The organism is Tepidisphaeraceae bacterium (assembly GCA_035998445.1).
Taxonomy (GTDB): Bacteria; Planctomycetota; Phycisphaerae; order Tepidisphaerales; family Tepidisphaeraceae; genus DASYHQ01.
This window is the reverse complement of the sequence record DASYHQ010000018.1, coordinates 214,116-229,060: the sequence shown is the minus strand read 5'-3', so window position 1 is coordinate 229,060 and position 14,945 is coordinate 214,116. Positions and strand designations below refer to the sequence as shown.

13 protein-coding genes and 2 tRNA genes are annotated in these 14,945 nt (G+C 65.2%); 6 read left to right on the top strand and 9 right to left on the bottom strand.

Translation table 11 applies throughout. The features are described from left to right. Positions 1 to 86: 86 nt before the first annotated feature. The 6 genes from VGN72_07530 to VGN72_07505 form a co-directional block, all read right to left on the bottom strand. Positions 87 to 284, bottom strand: coding sequence for a hypothetical protein (locus VGN72_07530; GenBank protein HEV7299199.1), 198 nt, complete (start codon positions 282 to 284; stop codon positions 87 to 89). A 66-nt stretch (positions 285 to 350) separates the two neighbouring features. Beyond that, positions 351 to 1,670: a site-specific integrase gene (locus VGN72_07525; GenBank protein ID HEV7299198.1), complete on the bottom strand. Its 1,320-nt coding sequence runs from the start codon at positions 1,668 to 1,670 to the stop codon at positions 351 to 353. Between the two features lie 118 nt (positions 1,671 to 1,788). Next, a tRNA-Val gene (locus VGN72_07520) sits at positions 1,789 to 1,862 on the bottom strand. A gap of 144 nt (positions 1,863 to 2,006) precedes the next feature. Next, on the bottom strand, positions 2,007 to 2,771 hold the full coding sequence (locus VGN72_07515; protein HEV7299197.1) for a peptidoglycan recognition family protein: 765 nt from the start codon (positions 2,769 to 2,771) through the stop codon (positions 2,007 to 2,009). A gap of 315 nt (positions 2,772 to 3,086) precedes the next feature. Continuing rightward, entirely contained in the window at positions 3,087 to 3,752 is a 666-nt protein-coding gene (locus VGN72_07510) for a HEAT repeat domain-containing protein (protein HEV7299196.1), read from the bottom strand. Between the two features lie 164 nt (positions 3,753 to 3,916). Then, entirely contained in the window at positions 3,917 to 4,837 is a 921-nt protein-coding gene (locus VGN72_07505) for an aldo/keto reductase (GenBank protein ID HEV7299195.1), read from the bottom strand. A 115-nt stretch (positions 4,838 to 4,952) separates the two neighbouring features. Between VGN72_07505 and VGN72_07500 the strand changes: the two genes are divergently transcribed. The 3 genes from VGN72_07500 to VGN72_07490 all read left to right on the top strand — a co-directional run bounded on the left by VGN72_07500 (position 4,953) and on the right by VGN72_07490 (position 8,595). Continuing rightward, on the top strand, positions 4,953 to 5,561 hold the full coding sequence (locus tag VGN72_07500; protein HEV7299194.1) for a tRNA-(ms[2]io[6]A)-hydroxylase: 609 nt from the start codon (positions 4,953 to 4,955) through the stop codon (positions 5,559 to 5,561). A 157-nt stretch (positions 5,562 to 5,718) separates the two neighbouring features. After that, on the top strand, positions 5,719 to 6,348 hold the full coding sequence (locus VGN72_07495; GenBank protein HEV7299193.1) for a superoxide dismutase: 630 nt from the start codon (positions 5,719 to 5,721) through the stop codon (positions 6,346 to 6,348). 120 nt (positions 6,349 to 6,468) lie between these two features. After that, a complete protein-coding gene (locus VGN72_07490) occupies positions 6,469 to 8,595 on the top strand; it encodes a hypothetical protein (protein HEV7299192.1) in 2,127 nt (708 codons plus the stop codon). Positions 8,596 to 8,747: 152 nt separating this feature from the next. Here the strand turns inward: VGN72_07490 and VGN72_07485 are convergent, their stop codons facing one another. Then, the gene (locus VGN72_07485; protein HEV7299191.1) at positions 8,748 to 8,915 is read right to left on the bottom strand and encodes a hypothetical protein; all 168 of its coding nucleotides are present in this window, start codon (positions 8,913 to 8,915) and stop codon (positions 8,748 to 8,750) included. A 352-nt stretch (positions 8,916 to 9,267) separates the two neighbouring features. Here VGN72_07485 and VGN72_07480 point away from each other — a divergent pair, with 352 nt between their 5' ends. Next, a complete protein-coding gene (locus VGN72_07480; protein HEV7299190.1) occupies positions 9,268 to 10,371 on the top strand; it encodes an HD domain-containing protein in 1,104 nt (367 codons plus the stop codon). Between the two features lie 676 nt (positions 10,372 to 11,047). On the opposite strand, the gene VGN72_07475 is transcribed toward VGN72_07480, so the two are convergent. Beyond that, positions 11,048 to 11,728, bottom strand: a complete 681-nt coding sequence (locus VGN72_07475; GenBank protein ID HEV7299189.1) for a phosphoribosylanthranilate isomerase — start codon at positions 11,726 to 11,728, stop codon at positions 11,048 to 11,050. A 12-nt stretch (positions 11,729 to 11,740) separates the two neighbouring features. Then, on the bottom strand, positions 11,741 to 13,147 hold the full coding sequence (locus tag VGN72_07470) for a GGDEF domain-containing protein (protein HEV7299188.1): 1,407 nt from the start codon (positions 13,145 to 13,147) through the stop codon (positions 11,741 to 11,743). A 122-nt stretch (positions 13,148 to 13,269) separates the two neighbouring features. Between VGN72_07470 and VGN72_07465 the strand changes: the two genes are divergently transcribed. Both VGN72_07465 and VGN72_07460 read left to right on the top strand, forming a co-directional pair. Next, positions 13,270 to 13,343: transfer RNA gene (locus tag VGN72_07465), tRNA-Met, on the top strand. 419 nt (positions 13,344 to 13,762) lie between these two features. Further along, entirely contained in the window at positions 13,763 to 14,932 is a 1,170-nt protein-coding gene (locus tag VGN72_07460; GenBank protein ID HEV7299187.1) for a substrate-binding domain-containing protein, read from the top strand. Positions 14,933 to 14,945: the final 13 nt, after the last annotated feature.

The window sequence follows — 14,945 nt, the reverse complement described above, 5'->3', positions numbered from 1 at the left end:
GCTGGCGGGGGCAACCTTTGGGATAGCGCCCCTAGGTGTCGACCCCGGTTCAAAGGATCCGACCGACGTCAGCTGGCTTGTGAACCTCATAACCCCTCGGCTTTCAACCCCGAGTTGATCGCCAGGCGGATCGCGTCCGTGAGGTAGCGACACCCGCGCATGCGCTTGAGCTGCTTCAGCCGCACGTAGTCGAGCGGCGACAGGTCGCACTTGACGTGCGCCCACTGCGCCTCGGTGTTGATAGGCGGATCCTTCCCGACCGGTGGCGAATGACTTGACTGCACAGAGGCCAGTATATCCCGAAGTTCCCGATATCGTCCGTCTCCCGGTACCCCGGGAGAGGGTATGCGTTATCCCACCTCGAACATGATCAAGTCAGCCTTCGCGGTGTCGATCTCCGCGTAGATCTCCGTCGTCTTCGTTGAACTGTGGCCCAGGATGACGCTGGCCGCCTCCAAACCGTACTGCCGGCGAACGGCCGTGGCCGCGTTGTGGCGGAGTTGGTTCGGCGTCCAGACGTGCTCCGCACGCCACGCCGCCCGAGCCTCGCGCCGGGCGATCTGCGCTGCTGGCGTGTCGGCTGCGATCGCCGCGGCCGTCGTCGGCTCCTTCAGCTCCGCCGGCATCCGGAACGCCCGCATGCAGGCTCGGTCGATCGCTCGGCGATAGCTGGCCGTCGTGTAGTGGTCCTGAGGCGCCCGCTGGCGGGGTTCGGTCGATCGGTCCCGACGATGCTCCCACGGCTTTGCTGGCGTTGTCCTGGCGTCGCGTAGGGCCGCGTGGCGCTCTTTCTCGGCCTCGGCCGGGCTGAACACGTGCGCGTCGACCTGGTGGCGTAGGAACGGCCGCAGCAGGTCCTGTGCGCGGGGTCCGATCCGGATCTCGCGCGTCTTGCCGTGGTGAGCGGTTTTGTGGTGGGGCGGTCGGTAGACCCAGACCTTGCCCGACGTGTCGATCTCGCGGATCCGCATCGCGCACGCCTCGCCCGGGCGCATGCCGGTGAGCACCTGCAGCTCGACCATCGCGCGGACGTGGCGCGACAGGTGGGACAGCACCGCGGCGACGTCGGCGTCGTGCACCGGCCGGACCGGCTCAGCCTCGAGCGCGCCATCCTCGCCGTAGCGCAGACCGCGGACCGACCGCAACGCGCCGTAGACGTCCGCCGGCAGCAACTCGTTTTCGGTCGCCCAGCGGAAGACGGACTTCAGGCGCAGGACCTGGCGGTTGATGTGGGACCGGGCCAACCGTCGATCGACCATCTCCTGGCGGAGCGCCTTCAGGGCCCGCGGGCCGAACTTCATCGCGGGCGTGGTGCCGTACAGCCGGCGGAGCGGGCGCAGGACGTCCCAATAGTTCCCCAGTTCGCCGCGGGGGCGGCGCCCGTCGAGCACCACGCCGCCGCCGTACCGTTTGGCGGCCCAGGCGACGAAACCGGCGATAATGACGTTGACCGACGGCCCGTCGAACGCTGGCGACGGCTCGGCCGTGGGCAGCGCGACGGCAGGGCGGCCGCGCGAGATCCACTCGGCAATGGCCCGGTCGTAGCGGGCGATGCTGTCGGGCGTGTTCCAGACGCCCAGGCTGACCTTGCGGCCGCCGAGCGTGACGAACGCCCGGTTGTTGGATTTATCGCGGCAGTACTTGGGATTGAGGGCAATGGGACGCGGCATGTGCAACGCTCCGTAGCGGGTTGTTCTCCAAGGTTGGAGAACAACTAACCGCTTCGGCCGGCACTGCCCGTCGAGGCAGGATGACGTAACTACGTCTTCGGCTTCAGCTTGTGTGAAATGGGCGGTACAGGGCTCGAACCTGTGACCCCCAGCGTGTCATGCTGGTGCGCTAGCCAACTGCGCCAACCGCCCGGGAGAATCAGTCGGCAACTTTGCTGCCGGCTGAGTCGCGTTGTGACGCGACTGAAGGGCAGTATAGCCAAGTTGCGCGGCAGGACAAGAGGCGCGCACCATCGCAAAGCTCGGTACGGGCCCTGTCGAAAGACTTCTGAAAGACTACGGCTTGGCCAGCGGGGTCAGCAGTTCGGTGGCGGTGGCGTAGTTGTCGGGTTTTCCGGTGGTGTTGCGGTCGGTGGCAACGTTCTGGCCGACGGATCGGCGGACGATCTCGACGTTCATGAACTTGCCGGGGCACTCCGTCGACTTCGTGTCGCGGTGGCCGATGACGTTGTCGGGCGTAATGCGGTACGTGCGCGTCAGATAAGCCACCAGCTTCGACAGCGACTGCATCTGGGCGGCGGTGGGGCGGTCGACGTCGAAGTTGCCGACGAGGCAGATGCCGATGCCGTACTCGTTGTAGCGGTTGTCTGGCGTCCGCGCGTGAGCGCCGGTGATCTGCTGCTTCCAGCGGAAGCCGACCTCGACCTGCCCATCGGCGGTGTCGGTGCCGTTGCCGATCACGAAGTCGTAGCCCAGGCCGTCCCAACCCTTGGCCTTGTGCATGCGGTCGAACGCAGCGGCGCCACCGCCGGCGGTGGCGCTGTGGTGGACGACCACATACTTCCATGCCCGCGCCGGTACCGGTGGGGCCCAATCACGTGGGCCACCCGAAATTGCTGTGGGAACGCGCTTGCTCGGGGTGGCGGTGGGTGGACGCACGACGACGGGGGCGGCGGGGGCCGACCGGGGGGCCGGTTCGGGAGCCAGGACGATCGGCGCCGCGAACGAGGGGGAGGGCAGCGATCCGACTGTCTTCGGCCCGGTCGAACAGCCGGACATCGCGATTGCGCCGGTCAACAGTAACAGGGTCTTCGTCGCCATCCATGGCTCCCAGCGTTGGAAATCGAATTGATCAGGATTGGAGATCAGCGGGAAGGGCATCCTGCCCAATACGCCCCGGCCGATCGCGTCTGCCCGTCCGTTCTTTTAACTCACTACGGACCAACATTCCAGCTTGTTCCGGGAGCGGGAGAAATTCTCCGTGACGGGGTCAGCAATGGCAACGGGCCGCGCGTCGCCGCGCGGCCCGTCATTGGCGTTTCATTGGGTCGCCCGTGTCCCACCATGAACGTGGGAGGGTAAACGGGCGACACAAGCGTCGCCTCAACGGGGTGGCCTCATCGCGCAATCCACCACTTATGCAGCGTTGGCGGCTGCGTTGCGGATGACGGTGTCCTCGAACTCGTCAGACGCCACGTTCGCCAGCTCGGCGGTGGCCTCGGGCGTCTTAAACTTCGCCAGGGCATGCACCGCGGCCAGGCGCACGACCGGCAGGAAGTAACCTTCGACGTTGCGGATGACGTTCACCAGCGGCTCGATCGCTCGCGGGTCGCCCAACTCGGCCAGAGCGCGAACGGCTTCGGCGCTCGCCTCGGCCATGGGGTCGCGGACGGCCGACAACAGGGCGTCGACGGCCCGCACGTCGCCCAGCTTCGCCAGGCTGGCGGCGGCGGCGGAGCGGACGACGCCGTGGTAGTAACCGTCGCTGTTGGCGACGACCGCCATCAGCGCGTCGACCGCCTCGGCGTCGCGATAGTCCGCCAGCGAAACCGCGGCCTCGCGGGCGATGTCGGCGTCGGCGCGGTGCAGGTTGCCGATATGGGCCATCATCGCCTCGCGGTCGATCGACATTTCTGCCGTCGCAGCAGGTTGTGCGATCGTTTCAACCTGAGCCGCCTCAACGGCCTCGGGCGTAACGGCCTCGGCGGTCGTCTTCGGCTTCGTTGCCTTGGCGGCGGCCTTCGGCTTGGCGGGGACGGCAGTGTGACGCTTCTTCGATTCCTTCTTTTCCTTGCGAGCCATTGTGTTCCTCCGTGATGATCATGCGGTTTGATATTGGACGTCCGTCCAGTATCGCCCGTCGGAGGTCAAACTGCACACTAAAGTTTTGACAAATTCTGACGGCGCAGCACAGCCGCCTACACATCAGAGGGAAGCGATATTTGAACATCATTCGCGAGTTGTGCTTACGTCTGTCCCGTCCACGATCCGTCCGGATTGGCCGCCACAAACGCGGCCCGGATTTTCTCGATGGTTTCGGCGGGCAGTGGCCCCTTCGTCACCGCTGCGACGTTTGATTGCAGGTTGTTCGGGTTCGTCGTGCCGATGATCGCGACGTGCGTGCCGGGCTGGCTCAGCGTGAATCGCAGCGCCAGTTCCGACCAGCCGTCGGCGGGGAAGCCGAGCTCTTCGGGCTTCAATTTCATCTGCTTCAATCGATCGTGGTAGACCTGCGCGTAGTCGCCGTAGAAACCCTTCTGTTCGGTGGGTTGTCGCCAGGCGGCGTTGGCGATCGGGCGCTTGGCGAGAATGCCGACGTTGTTCTGCCGGGCGAGGGGCAGCACCTTGTGGATGTTCACCTGGTCGGCCATGTTGATGCTGGTCTCGATCACGGCCACGTCCGGCAGTCCCGCGGCGTAGGCGGCGGCCTCGTTGTCGCCGCTGTAGCCGGCGAACTTGATCTTGCCCGCCTCGCGCGCCTTCACGAGCGCGCCCAGCGCCTCGCCTTTCTGCAGCGTCTCCAGGTCGCAGCTGTGCAGGAGCATGACGTCAAGCGAGTCGGTCTGCAGGCGCTTCAGCGCCCGGTCGACCGTCGCGGTAATGACCGCCGCCGACCATTCCTTGGCGTCGCCGGCCTCGGGGATCTTCTGCCCGCACTTGCTCACCAGCACGTACTCGCCACGCCGGTGCCCGATCGCGCTGCCGATCAGCTTCTCGGCTCCTTTGTACGACGCAGCGGTGTCGATCAGGTTGATGCCACTGTCCAGCACCGCGTTCAACAGCCTGGCATCGCTGTCGTCGCCGGCGCCGACGTAGCCCACGGGCGCCGATCCAAATCCAAGGGGGGTGACGGAGAGTCCGGTCTTGCCGAGAGTGGTCTGTTTCATCGTGCGCATTCTATTGTCGTGTCGGTGGGGCGGGTCAACAGGGTAATTCCGATGGCAGGACGGTGCGGCGGCTCCCGGGTTGCGAAATGCGCCTGAGAGGCGTACATCTTAAGTCATGCCCGAAGCCGACCTGCCTTTGCGTTACCTCACGCCCGAACCGTGGGCCGCCGCCGTGTTGGAACAGCCGTTGGAACTGCTGAACGACCATGCGCATCTGGAAAAGAAGGCCGCGACGAACGCGTTGGAGCTGCTGACGCGCTGGCCCGAGCCCAACCCGCCCGAGAACTGGGTCGCCGCCATGACGGCCGTCTCGCGCGACGAGGTCGAACACCTCGCGTTCGTCTCGCGCCTGCTCGCCCGGCGGGGCGGCCGGCTCACCAAGCAACACGCCAACCCGTACGCCGCCGACCTTCACAGGCTCGTCCGCCGCGGCAAGGGATCGGAAGAACTGGTCGATCGGTTGATGATCTCTGCCCTCATCGAGGCCCGCTCGTGCGAGCGGTTCAACATCCTCGCCGGCGCGTGTACGGACAAGGAATTCAAGAAGATGTACAGCGGCCTGTGGGCCAGCGAGCACGGCCACTACCTCACCTTCATCCAGCTCGCCGAGCAGATCCTGCCCGCGCCGCAGGTCGCCAAGCGCTGGGACGAAATGCTTGACGCCGAAGCCGCCATCATCGCCCGCCAATCGACGGGCCCGCGGATGCATTCGGGCGTCGCGTAGGGGCGGGCCTCCGTGCCCGCCCTTCTGCTGGTCCGGTGCAATCAAAGCAGGGCGGGCACGGAGGCCCGCCCCTACGTTACACCGTTGACCGCCCTCATCAATCGTCCTATCCTTCGGCGCGTAAGAGACCTACACAGGACCCCGAAGGAGACCCGCCATGCCGATCGATTTCAAGCCGCTGCCTTACTCGCCCGACGCGTTGGAACCCCACATCGACAAGACGACGATGGAGATCCACCACGGCAAGCACTACAAGACCTACGTCGACACCTACAACGGCATGCTCGCCAGGGCCCCGCAGCTCGATGGCAAGCCGCTGCACGAGGTGCTCGCCAATAACTGCGCCATGGCCCCCGACGACGTGAAGACGATCGTCCGCAACCATGGCGGTGGCGCGCACAACCACGCGCTCTTCTGGGAAATCCTCGGCCCCGGTGAGAAGGGCGATAAGTCCTTCGGCGGCGCGCCCGTCGGCAACCTGAAGGCCGCCATCGACAGCACGTTCGGTGGCTTCGCCGCCTTTAAGGAAAAGTTCGAGACCGCCGCCAAGACGCGCTTCGGCTCCGGCTGGGCATGGCTGGTGAAGAAGGGCGACAAGGTCGAGGTCACCAGCACCGCCAATCAGGACAGCCCCCTGATGGAAGGCGCCTTCCCGATCATCGGCCTGGACGTGTGGGAACACGCCTATTACCTGAAGTACCAGAACAAGCGCCCCGACTACGCCGCCGCGTTCTGGAACGTGGTGAACTGGAAGACGGCCGAAGACCGCTTCAACCGCGCCAAGTAACGCATCGCGCCGAATTCAGAAGCCTTCCGGAAGCCTGTGGACAACTGTCCACAGGCTTTCTCGTTGGCGCTGCGATGTTATCTTACGGGCTGTTACATCATCACGTTGAAGGGGTAACCGATGCACTTCGTCCGCCTGTTCGTAGCGATGTCACTTTTGTTCTGCTCGTGGTCCGGGTTACCGCGCGCGAGCGCGGAGCTGCCAGGGGTGAAGGACCCCGGCGCGCGCACCGAAGCCGCCTTTCGGCGCGACCTTCTCGCGTTTAACCAGAAGACCATGTCCGCCGTCTACGCGAAGGCCGGCGTGCGGAACCCGGCTTGGGATGAACAGGCGAAAACGTTCCTGGATGCGGTGGCGATTCGCTTCTCGAATTCCGGCGTTTCGGTCGTCAGCCGGGTCCCCAACGAGCGCGCGCTGCCGGAACTTCTGCAGATGGGGGCGGACCTGATCGGATTAAAGTGCACCGACCCGCTCGTCCTATACTGCTACGCGTCGTTGCTGGAAGAGGCGGGCAAGGAAGAGGCGATCGCGCATCTCGTCGCCGCGTGCGACGGGTTCGCCGACAGCGAATACCCCATGTTTCGGCGGTTGCGTGCGATGGCGCGCCTGATGGCCATGCGCGTCCAGGACGATCACGCCGAGGCGGTGGCCCGGGCGGACGCCTTCTTCCGTAAACATGTCGCCGAGATCGGCCGATCGGTGGATCCCACCGACCCTGCCGGCCCGCGCCTGATCGTCGAGCTTTGGTCATCGGCGCTGTGGCCACCGGCCAGGCAGGTCAACGTCTTTCGCGAGCAGGCCGTGGGGGCGATGCTCGCCGATCCGCAGGCCGACCCGTGGATCAGCAACGTCATCGCCGGCCGGGCCGCGATCGATCGGGCCTGGCTGGCGCGCGGTGGCGGGTGGGCACGCGACGTGAACGACGACGCGTGGGAGACGTTCTTCGAGGAACTGACGATCGCGCGCGACCACCTCCAGCGCGCGCACGCCATCGCACCGCAGCGCCCCGAGGCCGCCGCGAGCCTGATTCCCGTCGCGATGGGGGCGGGCGATCGGTTGAACCTTGACGTGCGCCAGTGCTTCGAAGACGCGATCGAGGCGCAGCTCGACTACAAGCCCGCCTTCCTCGCCTACCGCAACGCGATCCTGCCACGCTGGGGGGGCAACTACCCGCTCATGATGGCCTTGGCGCGCGAGTGCGTGGAGGGGGACCGGTACGACACCGACCTGCCGTTCCAGTATCAGGAGACGCTCGAGGCGATCATGGCCGACGGCGGCCGCGCGTTCGTGCTGACGCCCGCCATCTACGACTTCACGAAGCCCATCCTCGTTCGCCTTGGCCGTGCGGTGAAGTTCCCCGAGTTCGTGAAGTACCACGACTCGTACGACCTGGCGTTCGCGCTGAAGGTGAAGCGTTACGACGACGCTCGCGATGCGCTCGATCGCACCGGTGGCGCGCCGGTTGACCTGGCGCTGCGGAAGTTCGACCTGTCGATCGACGAGGCCGTCGGTAAGACGCTGGCGATGACCGGCCCGCACGGCAAGGAGATGGTCGCGATCGAACAGGACCTGCTGGACGCCACGCGCCGGGCGAACGGCGTCGAGGCGCTTCGCCAGGTGGCCGACCGCATGGGCGCGGCGAAGGCCGACGACCCGGCGAAGCGATTCGTGCACGGTCGTCTGATGAACTACGAACGGCCCAGCCGCATGGCTACGGGTGAATGGATCGACCTGATGCCCGATTCGCACCTCACTGGCTGGCGTCCGCAGATCGGCGTCTGGACCGTGGCGGATGGGAAGCTGACGGGCGAGTACCAGGGCCCGCCCCCGCAGATGCGCGGCGTGCGTGGACCGGGGATCGTCATGAACGCGCCGCTCGCCTCCAATCGGTTCGCCGTCACCATGACGGTCGCCGGCGAGTTCCCGTCGTTCGCGTTCCGCTTCAACGACGATCCGCTCGCGATGCAAGGCGCGATCGTCGTCGCCATGACGACCCGGCAGCTCTTGTTCGGCACCGAGCGATTGCCCGAGCAGTTCGACCCGAAACCGGACGGCTGCGAGGTGCTGGCCGAGGTGTGGGATGGCCAGATCTGGCTGACGATCAACGGCAAGCGCATGGTCGACGGACGCCCGCTGCCCGAGCCACAGATCGGTCGCCTCATACTCGAACTGTTCCCGCCGCTCCCGAACAAGCGTGGCAGCTTCAGCAACCTGAAGCTGCGCGGGCTAACGGAGCGTCCGAAATAGAGCATGCTCAATTTTTCCGTCGCGGGCGCGCTCGGCTGCACGTCCGGCGCGCCGATCGCCCGCCGCGGGCCCGGCCCCGAACGTCACGGTCCGCGTCGTTCGAAGCGTGGTCGGAGCCGGACAGGGCATTCAACGTCGGTCGATTATATGGCTCAGAGCGACGCATCTATCAGGTTATCGAACCGGTTGAAGTCCCGGATGCCGAGGCCGCGCTCGAACGAAACGATCCGGGGGAACTGCTCCTTGTCGCGATCAGCGTCGGCCCCCATTCCGAAGATCTCGCGTGGTTTGAGGACTTTTGCCTTCGCCTTGCTCGTCACCCGCACTTCAACGTCCGAGGCAACGCGATCGTCTCATTGGGCCATCTCGCGCGGCGCTTCGAGACGTTAAACCGGCCGGAGAGCATCGAGGCGGTGCGGTCTGGGCTGACGGACGCACACGAGTATGTCCGCGGGCAAGCCGACGCTGCCGCCGATGACGTCGAGTGGTTCGCGAAGCTGAAGGTGCGGCCGTCCGGCGGTGCCCTCTAACCACGCACGGCAACGGACCGGCCGGGCGGAGCGGTCTTTGTGAGTCCAACGCGGCTCGGCGCCTGGCCGGCCGGCCATTGAAGGCTGATCCGTTACTCCGCCCCTTCTTGCCCCCATCCCGTCGTTGCCGTAGAACGGGGCCATGCGACAACGTTACCTTCGCGATGCCCAGCCCGGCGATATCTTGGAAGACGTCTTCGTGCTTGCCAACAAGCAGTTCGCAGCGGGGTCGAACGGGAAGCATTACATCAAGGGGTTTATCTCCGACAAGTCGCAGCAGGTGACGGCCCGCATGTGGAACGCGTCGCGCGAGTTGTTCAACGCGCTGCCGGATAATGGGTTCCTGAAGGCCCGCTGCCGGGTGGAGAATTATCAGGGCAACACGCAGGTGATCATCGAGGCGGTGTGGCCGGCCAAGGAGGGCTCGTTCGACATGGGCGATCTGATGCCCATGACGACCAGGGACATCCCCGAGATGTTCGCCAAGCTGAAGGGGCTGGTGCTGGGCGTGCGCAACCGCCATTTGCGGGCGCTGATGGAGGCCTACTTCGCCGACACGAAGCTGATGAACGAGTTCCAGAAAGCGCCTGCGGCGCAGACGTTCCACCACGCGTTCCTGGGTGGGCTGCTCGAGCACACGCTGAACGCCGTCGAGGTGGCCGACGCCATCTGCCGGTTCTATCCCGGCCTGAACCGCGACGTGGTGGTGGCGGGCGTCTTCGTGCACGACCTGGCCAAGACGTGGGAACTGAAGTACGAGACGGCCTTCGGTTACACCGACTGCGGCCAACTGGTCGGCCACGTCGTCAAAGGCGCGATGTGGATCGAACAGAAGGCCGAGGCGGCCGCGATCGCGCTGGGCGAGGAAATCCCGCAGTGCCTGATCGACGTGATGCAGCACATCGTGCTGAGCCACCACGGTTTGCCCGAACACGGCGCCGCCCGCACGCCCAGCACGCCGGAGGCCATCGCGGTGCACACGATCGAGAATCTCGACGCGAAGCTGATGATGTCGCTCGGCGCCACGCGCGGCGAGGCGAGCGCCAACGCCGACGGCAACTGGACCGAGTACATGAAGGCCTTCAGCGGCCGCCTGTACCGCCCCGACGTCGCGCCGCCCGACGATGACGCCGCGGACGCCTCGGAGTTCGGCGGGGCGGTGGACGATGTTGAGTCGCCGGCCATGCCAACGGTGAAGCTGGCGATCACGAACCCGCTGTTCGAATCGATGGGAAAGAAGCAGTAGAGCCGCCGGTTGAGGCGTGCTCGATCTTCTGTAGGACAGGCATTCCTGCCTGTCTTCTCCCCCCGGCCTTTCTCTCCCCCCGTATCCTCTCTTCTGTGGCACAGGCATTCTTGCCTGTGTCTCTTCCTGTCTTTCGTCTTCTGTCTTCCAGTGGGGCGGACATTCTTATGTGCCGCGCGGCGGAGCCGCGATAGGGCACAGGAAGAGACGCGAAGGCGCGAAGGAGGACGCGAAGGAAAAAAGAGAGAGCGTTGCGCATCAACTGCCTCAATCGCGCAGCGCGTGCGGAGAGATGGATAACGTGCTCTTTGACAACCGAATAGCCGACGTGATTGCTGTCGGGGGCTCCTCGACCATCACCCGATGTTGCACAATGGTGCATAATGGTGCAGGGATTCGCGTTTTGCCTTGCCCAAACCGCCGCCGCCGCGTGAGGTCGCAGTGTCGTCTTCGCGACTTCTTCGTGGCTTCGCGACTTCGCGTCTCTTCTCCTTCGATGAGGGCGCAACAGTCGCTCATGGAGAGACAGAGAAGAATGTCCGTCCCAACAGGAAAAGAGAAAGACAGAAGAGACACAGGCGAGAATGTCTGTGCCACAGAAGCCAGATGAAGGAATACGGGGGGAGAGACAGGCAGGAATGCCGGTCCTACAGAAGAAGCGGAGAATGCCCGTCGATCAACCCCGTTCCGCCAGCGCGACGGCGGCGACGAACGCGGCGATCTTCGCGGCGGACTTCTCACCGATCACTCCGTCCTCGACACCACTGCTGACATCGACGGCGTACGGTCGAACGGCCCTCACGACATCGGCGACGTTGTCGGGCGACAAGCCACCGGCCGCGATGATCGGGGGCAGGCCTTCGAACGCGCCGCGGGTGGCGGCGTCGACGACCGCCGCCCAGTCGTTCGCAACACCACTGCCACCGGCGTGGCCGGTGTTGTCGGGTTCCAGCACGAGGCCGGTCAGGTGACGCATGTCCATCTGTGCGACCGATCGGCGCCAAAGGTCTAGCGTGGCGGTGAACGTGTCACGGTTCACGCGGATGGCTTTCACGACGCGCAGGCCGGGCAGGTTCGCGACGAACTCTGGCGACTCCTGGCCGTTCAACTGCACATGCCGCAGGCCAAGGTCGTGCGTGGTCTTCAGGATGTGCGGGATCGTCGCATCGACGAACAAGCCGACCGGCGTGACGAATGGTGGCAGCACCGCGAGGATGTCGCGGGCGGTTCTGATCTCGACGTTGCGCTTAGCAGCGGGGTGCAGCACCAGACCGACCGCATCGGCGCCCGCGCGTGCGGCGGCGATCGCGTCGACCGACCGGCGGACGCCACAGATCTTCACGCGCGTGCGATTCATGGCGGCCTGCACTTACAGTTCCTCCACCGACAGTGGAGGCAGGCGCGGGGGCTCGTCGCTGCCGACGAGGAAGATCGTGTTCTTGCCCGCCTTCTTGCTGCCGAACATGAGGGCCTTGTCGGCGGCGTCGTACAGTTCCTCGGCGGTCTGCGCATCGTATGGGTAAACCGCCAGCCCGCCGCTGATCGTCAGCACACCTTGGCCCTTGGCGCCCAGACCGTTGAATTCTTGCCGATTCAGCAACGCGCGGAAGCGCTGGAAGACCTGCAACGGCGTCTGCGGTGGCCGGCCCGGCATGCCACCGCTACCGGCGACGCCACTGGGCAGCGGTGTGCGCGGGCCTTCCTTTTCCCAGAAGACGACCGCGAACTCGTCGCCACTGATGCGGGCCACGCAGTCGTGCTCGCGCACGCAGCGCTTCATGAGGGCCGACGTCTGCTTCAAGATCTCGTCGCCCACCGAGTGGCCGAACTGGTCGTTGTACTTCTTGAAGTTGTCGATATCGAAGAGCAACAGCGTGACGGGGAAGCGCATCGCCTTGGCCTTGTCGAGGATCTTCGACAGAAAATGGCGGAAGTAGCGGCCGTTGTAGACGCCGGTGAGCTCGTCGGTGATCGCCAGCTTCTGAAGTTGCGCGTGGCGCTCCTGCAGCGTCGCGAGCTTGCCGAGTTGATGCGCGACCTGCGAGAGGAAGTGCCGGGCCTCGTCGTCGGGCACGTTTTCCGACACGTTCAACTGAAGCTGCGAGTGAACCGCGCCGCCGAGCCGAACCGGGTGCCCGTGAGACGTCATGCCCTCGACGGGTTCCGGCAGCGTCTGGTCCGCTTTGAACAGCTTCAGCGTCGCCGGCTCCGGCAGCGACACCGCGATCTGCCGAACCGCGCCGGCGACGGGGTCGTGCGGAAATTGTACGAGCGCGTCGAGCACGGCATCGGTCAACGGCACGGCCGCGAACGGTGAAACTTTAACGTGAGGTGCGCGATGCGATTCGACTTCGTCCGACTCGTCCGCGACGCCGTTGCCGTTGGACAATGGCTCGTTGGGCGCGATGCGCATCGGCGCGCTGACGAACATCTGCTTCAACTCGTTCGTCTGCGCCGGCGTCACGAGATAATCATCGACGCCGAACTCCAGCATCTTCCGGCTGAGCGGCTCAAGCGTGGGATGCCCAAACAACACGAGCCGACCGGCGCCGGTGAGATCGCGCAGCGTCCGCACCGCCGCCTCCGGCCGCCGCTCGATCGGCTCCGCCGCCGCCAACACGGTCGAGAATTCCCCGGTGGCAAGCTCGGCGATCCCGTCGAACACGTTGGCCACGTTGACCACCTGACTCATCGGTAGCGCATCCCGCACCGCCGCCTGCACGTGGCGGTCGGTATCCCCAATTAGTAATACGCGGTCGAAGGCGGCCCGATGCATAGCGGGATCATAATCGATCCCGCTACGCATCCGAAATGAAAACCCTTTGGATGCCTTCTCCACAATTCGCCATCGCCGCCCCTTGACACGCCCAACGCCAAACCTATGATCCGAATCTCAATCGCGGGGTAGAGCAGCCTGGTAGCTCGTCGGGCTCATAACCCGGAGGTCGGAGGTTCGAATCCTCCCCCCGCTACTTGTCAAGGCCCGTTTCCATTTGGAAGCGGGCCTTTTCTTTTTGGTCATTCGGTGCGCCGATCCGTGTTCTGGTAGCATCCTGGCGAACGTCGCTGGACCACATCTCTTCGTCTACATGTTCGCCCGCTGCGGCAGACGCGATATCGGATCTTCTAGCCGTTCTTGGCCGGTTCTCTCAAAAGCAGACGTTTGATCGGCGCTTTCCCGGGCTGAGATCGGCGAATCGGTGGCAAAACCGTCGTCGTTCGGGGCTACGGCTCTAGATCGACAGATATGATTTCACATGTTGCGCCAAATGTATAATACATTTAGGCCAATTTTCTCGTCGCTGTTGATCTTTCAGTTTGCTTCTAGCTCCCAGAGAGGCATATTTGAGGGGGAGAAGGCACCAAGGGTCTATCTGATACAGGGTTCACAATGTTAGCCATTCCCGATCTTGGACTTGAGTTTCCTAATCGCAATGCGGCGAAGGTGCTGCGGGATCGGATTGCGGCATACATTCGCACGGCGCAGCCGCCGGTGGGTAGCCGGTTCTTGACGGATGCGGAAGTTGTCGAACGGTCCAAGCTGAGTCGTTCGACCGTTCGCCGGGCTCTGGATGAGTTGTCGCGGGATGGTTGGATCGATCGTCGGATTGGTGACGGCACGTTCGTCGGGCCGCGCGCTGCGTATGCCGACGTACTTCGGGACGCGACCACCGCGGGACGCGAAGATCGCGGGGGTGAACGGCAGCTGGTCCGTCTGGCGGTGCTGATCTTCGCCATCGGCGACTTGGCGCACGACTGGTACACCCCGCCGGTGCTGGAAGGCATGGATGAGGCGGCCGAACAGCATGGCGTGCGCGTCGAACTGCTGGGCAACCGCGACCGCGACGTCGACGCGCTGTCGCGCCGCCTGTCGCAAAGCCCGCCCGACGTGCTGGCCTGCCTGTCGGCCGAGCCGAAGCAGGCGTTCGTGATCCGCGACGCGCAGAAGCTGGGCGTGAAGTGCCTGCTCGCCGGCACGCCGCACGTGTCGCTCGGGTTGCCCGCGGTCTGCGAGGACAACCGGCACGGCATGACGCTGGCGGTGCGGCACCTGGTCGAACACGGTCACAGGCGCATCGGGCTGGTCGTGCAACGGCAGGTGGAGCGCTGGACGTTCGACCGCCACGAGGCCTACTTCGACGCGATGCGGGCCGCAGGGCTGGAGGTGGACGAGTCGCTCGTCCACTGGATGCCCGCCGCCACCACGCCGGCGACCGCCAACGATGCGATCGCCGCCCTACGGCAGTACCTGAGGCGCGCCCGACCGACGGCGCTGGTGCCGACGAGCTTCGTGCCGATGTTCTGCGTCGACCAACTGGTGCGCGCCGGCGAGCTGCGCGTGCCGGAGGACGTGAGCGTGGTCAGCTTCGAACAACGCCTGCCCGGCACCGAGTGGTTGTCGGGCCTGCCGGTGACGACCGTGCAACTGCCGCTGCGAGCCATGGGCCGCCAACTGGCGCACATGGCGAGGCTGGCGGCCGAGGATCGGCCGGTGGCGGGCGAGGCTTACCTGCCCTGCGGTCTACAGGTGGGTGGCACGGTGAGATCGCACATCGCTTGAGTCGATGAATAGC

Bases quoted from the DNA above. Each gene is read 5' to 3' on its own strand.
- VGN72_07525 (HEV7299198.1), bottom strand. From the start codon at position 1,670: ATGCCGCGTCCCATTGCCCTCAATCCCAAGTACTGCCGCGATAAATCC.
- VGN72_07515 (HEV7299197.1), bottom strand. From the start codon at position 2,771: ATGGCGACGAAGACCCTGTTACTGTTGACCGGCGCAATCGCGATGTCC.
- VGN72_07510 (HEV7299196.1), bottom strand. From the start codon at position 3,752: ATGGCTCGCAAGGAAAAGAAGGAATCGAAGAAGCGTCACACTGCCGTC.
- VGN72_07505 (HEV7299195.1), bottom strand. From the start codon at position 4,837: ATGAAACAGACCACTCTCGGCAAGACCGGACTCTCCGTCACCCCCCTT.
- VGN72_07500 (HEV7299194.1), top strand. From the start codon at position 4,953: ATGCCCGAAGCCGACCTGCCTTTGCGTTACCTCACGCCCGAACCGTGG.
- VGN72_07495 (HEV7299193.1), top strand. From the start codon at position 5,719: ATGCCGATCGATTTCAAGCCGCTGCCTTACTCGCCCGACGCGTTGGAA.
- VGN72_07490 (HEV7299192.1), top strand. From the start codon at position 6,469: ATGCACTTCGTCCGCCTGTTCGTAGCGATGTCACTTTTGTTCTGCTCG.
- VGN72_07480 (HEV7299190.1), top strand. From the start codon at position 9,268: ATGCGACAACGTTACCTTCGCGATGCCCAGCCCGGCGATATCTTGGAA.
- VGN72_07475 (HEV7299189.1), bottom strand. From the start codon at position 11,728: ATGAATCGCACGCGCGTGAAGATCTGTGGCGTCCGCCGGTCGGTCGAC.
- VGN72_07470 (HEV7299188.1), bottom strand. From the start codon at position 13,147: ATGCATCGGGCCGCCTTCGACCGCGTATTACTAATTGGGGATACCGAC.
- VGN72_07460 (HEV7299187.1), top strand. From the start codon at position 13,763: ATGTTAGCCATTCCCGATCTTGGACTTGAGTTTCCTAATCGCAATGCG.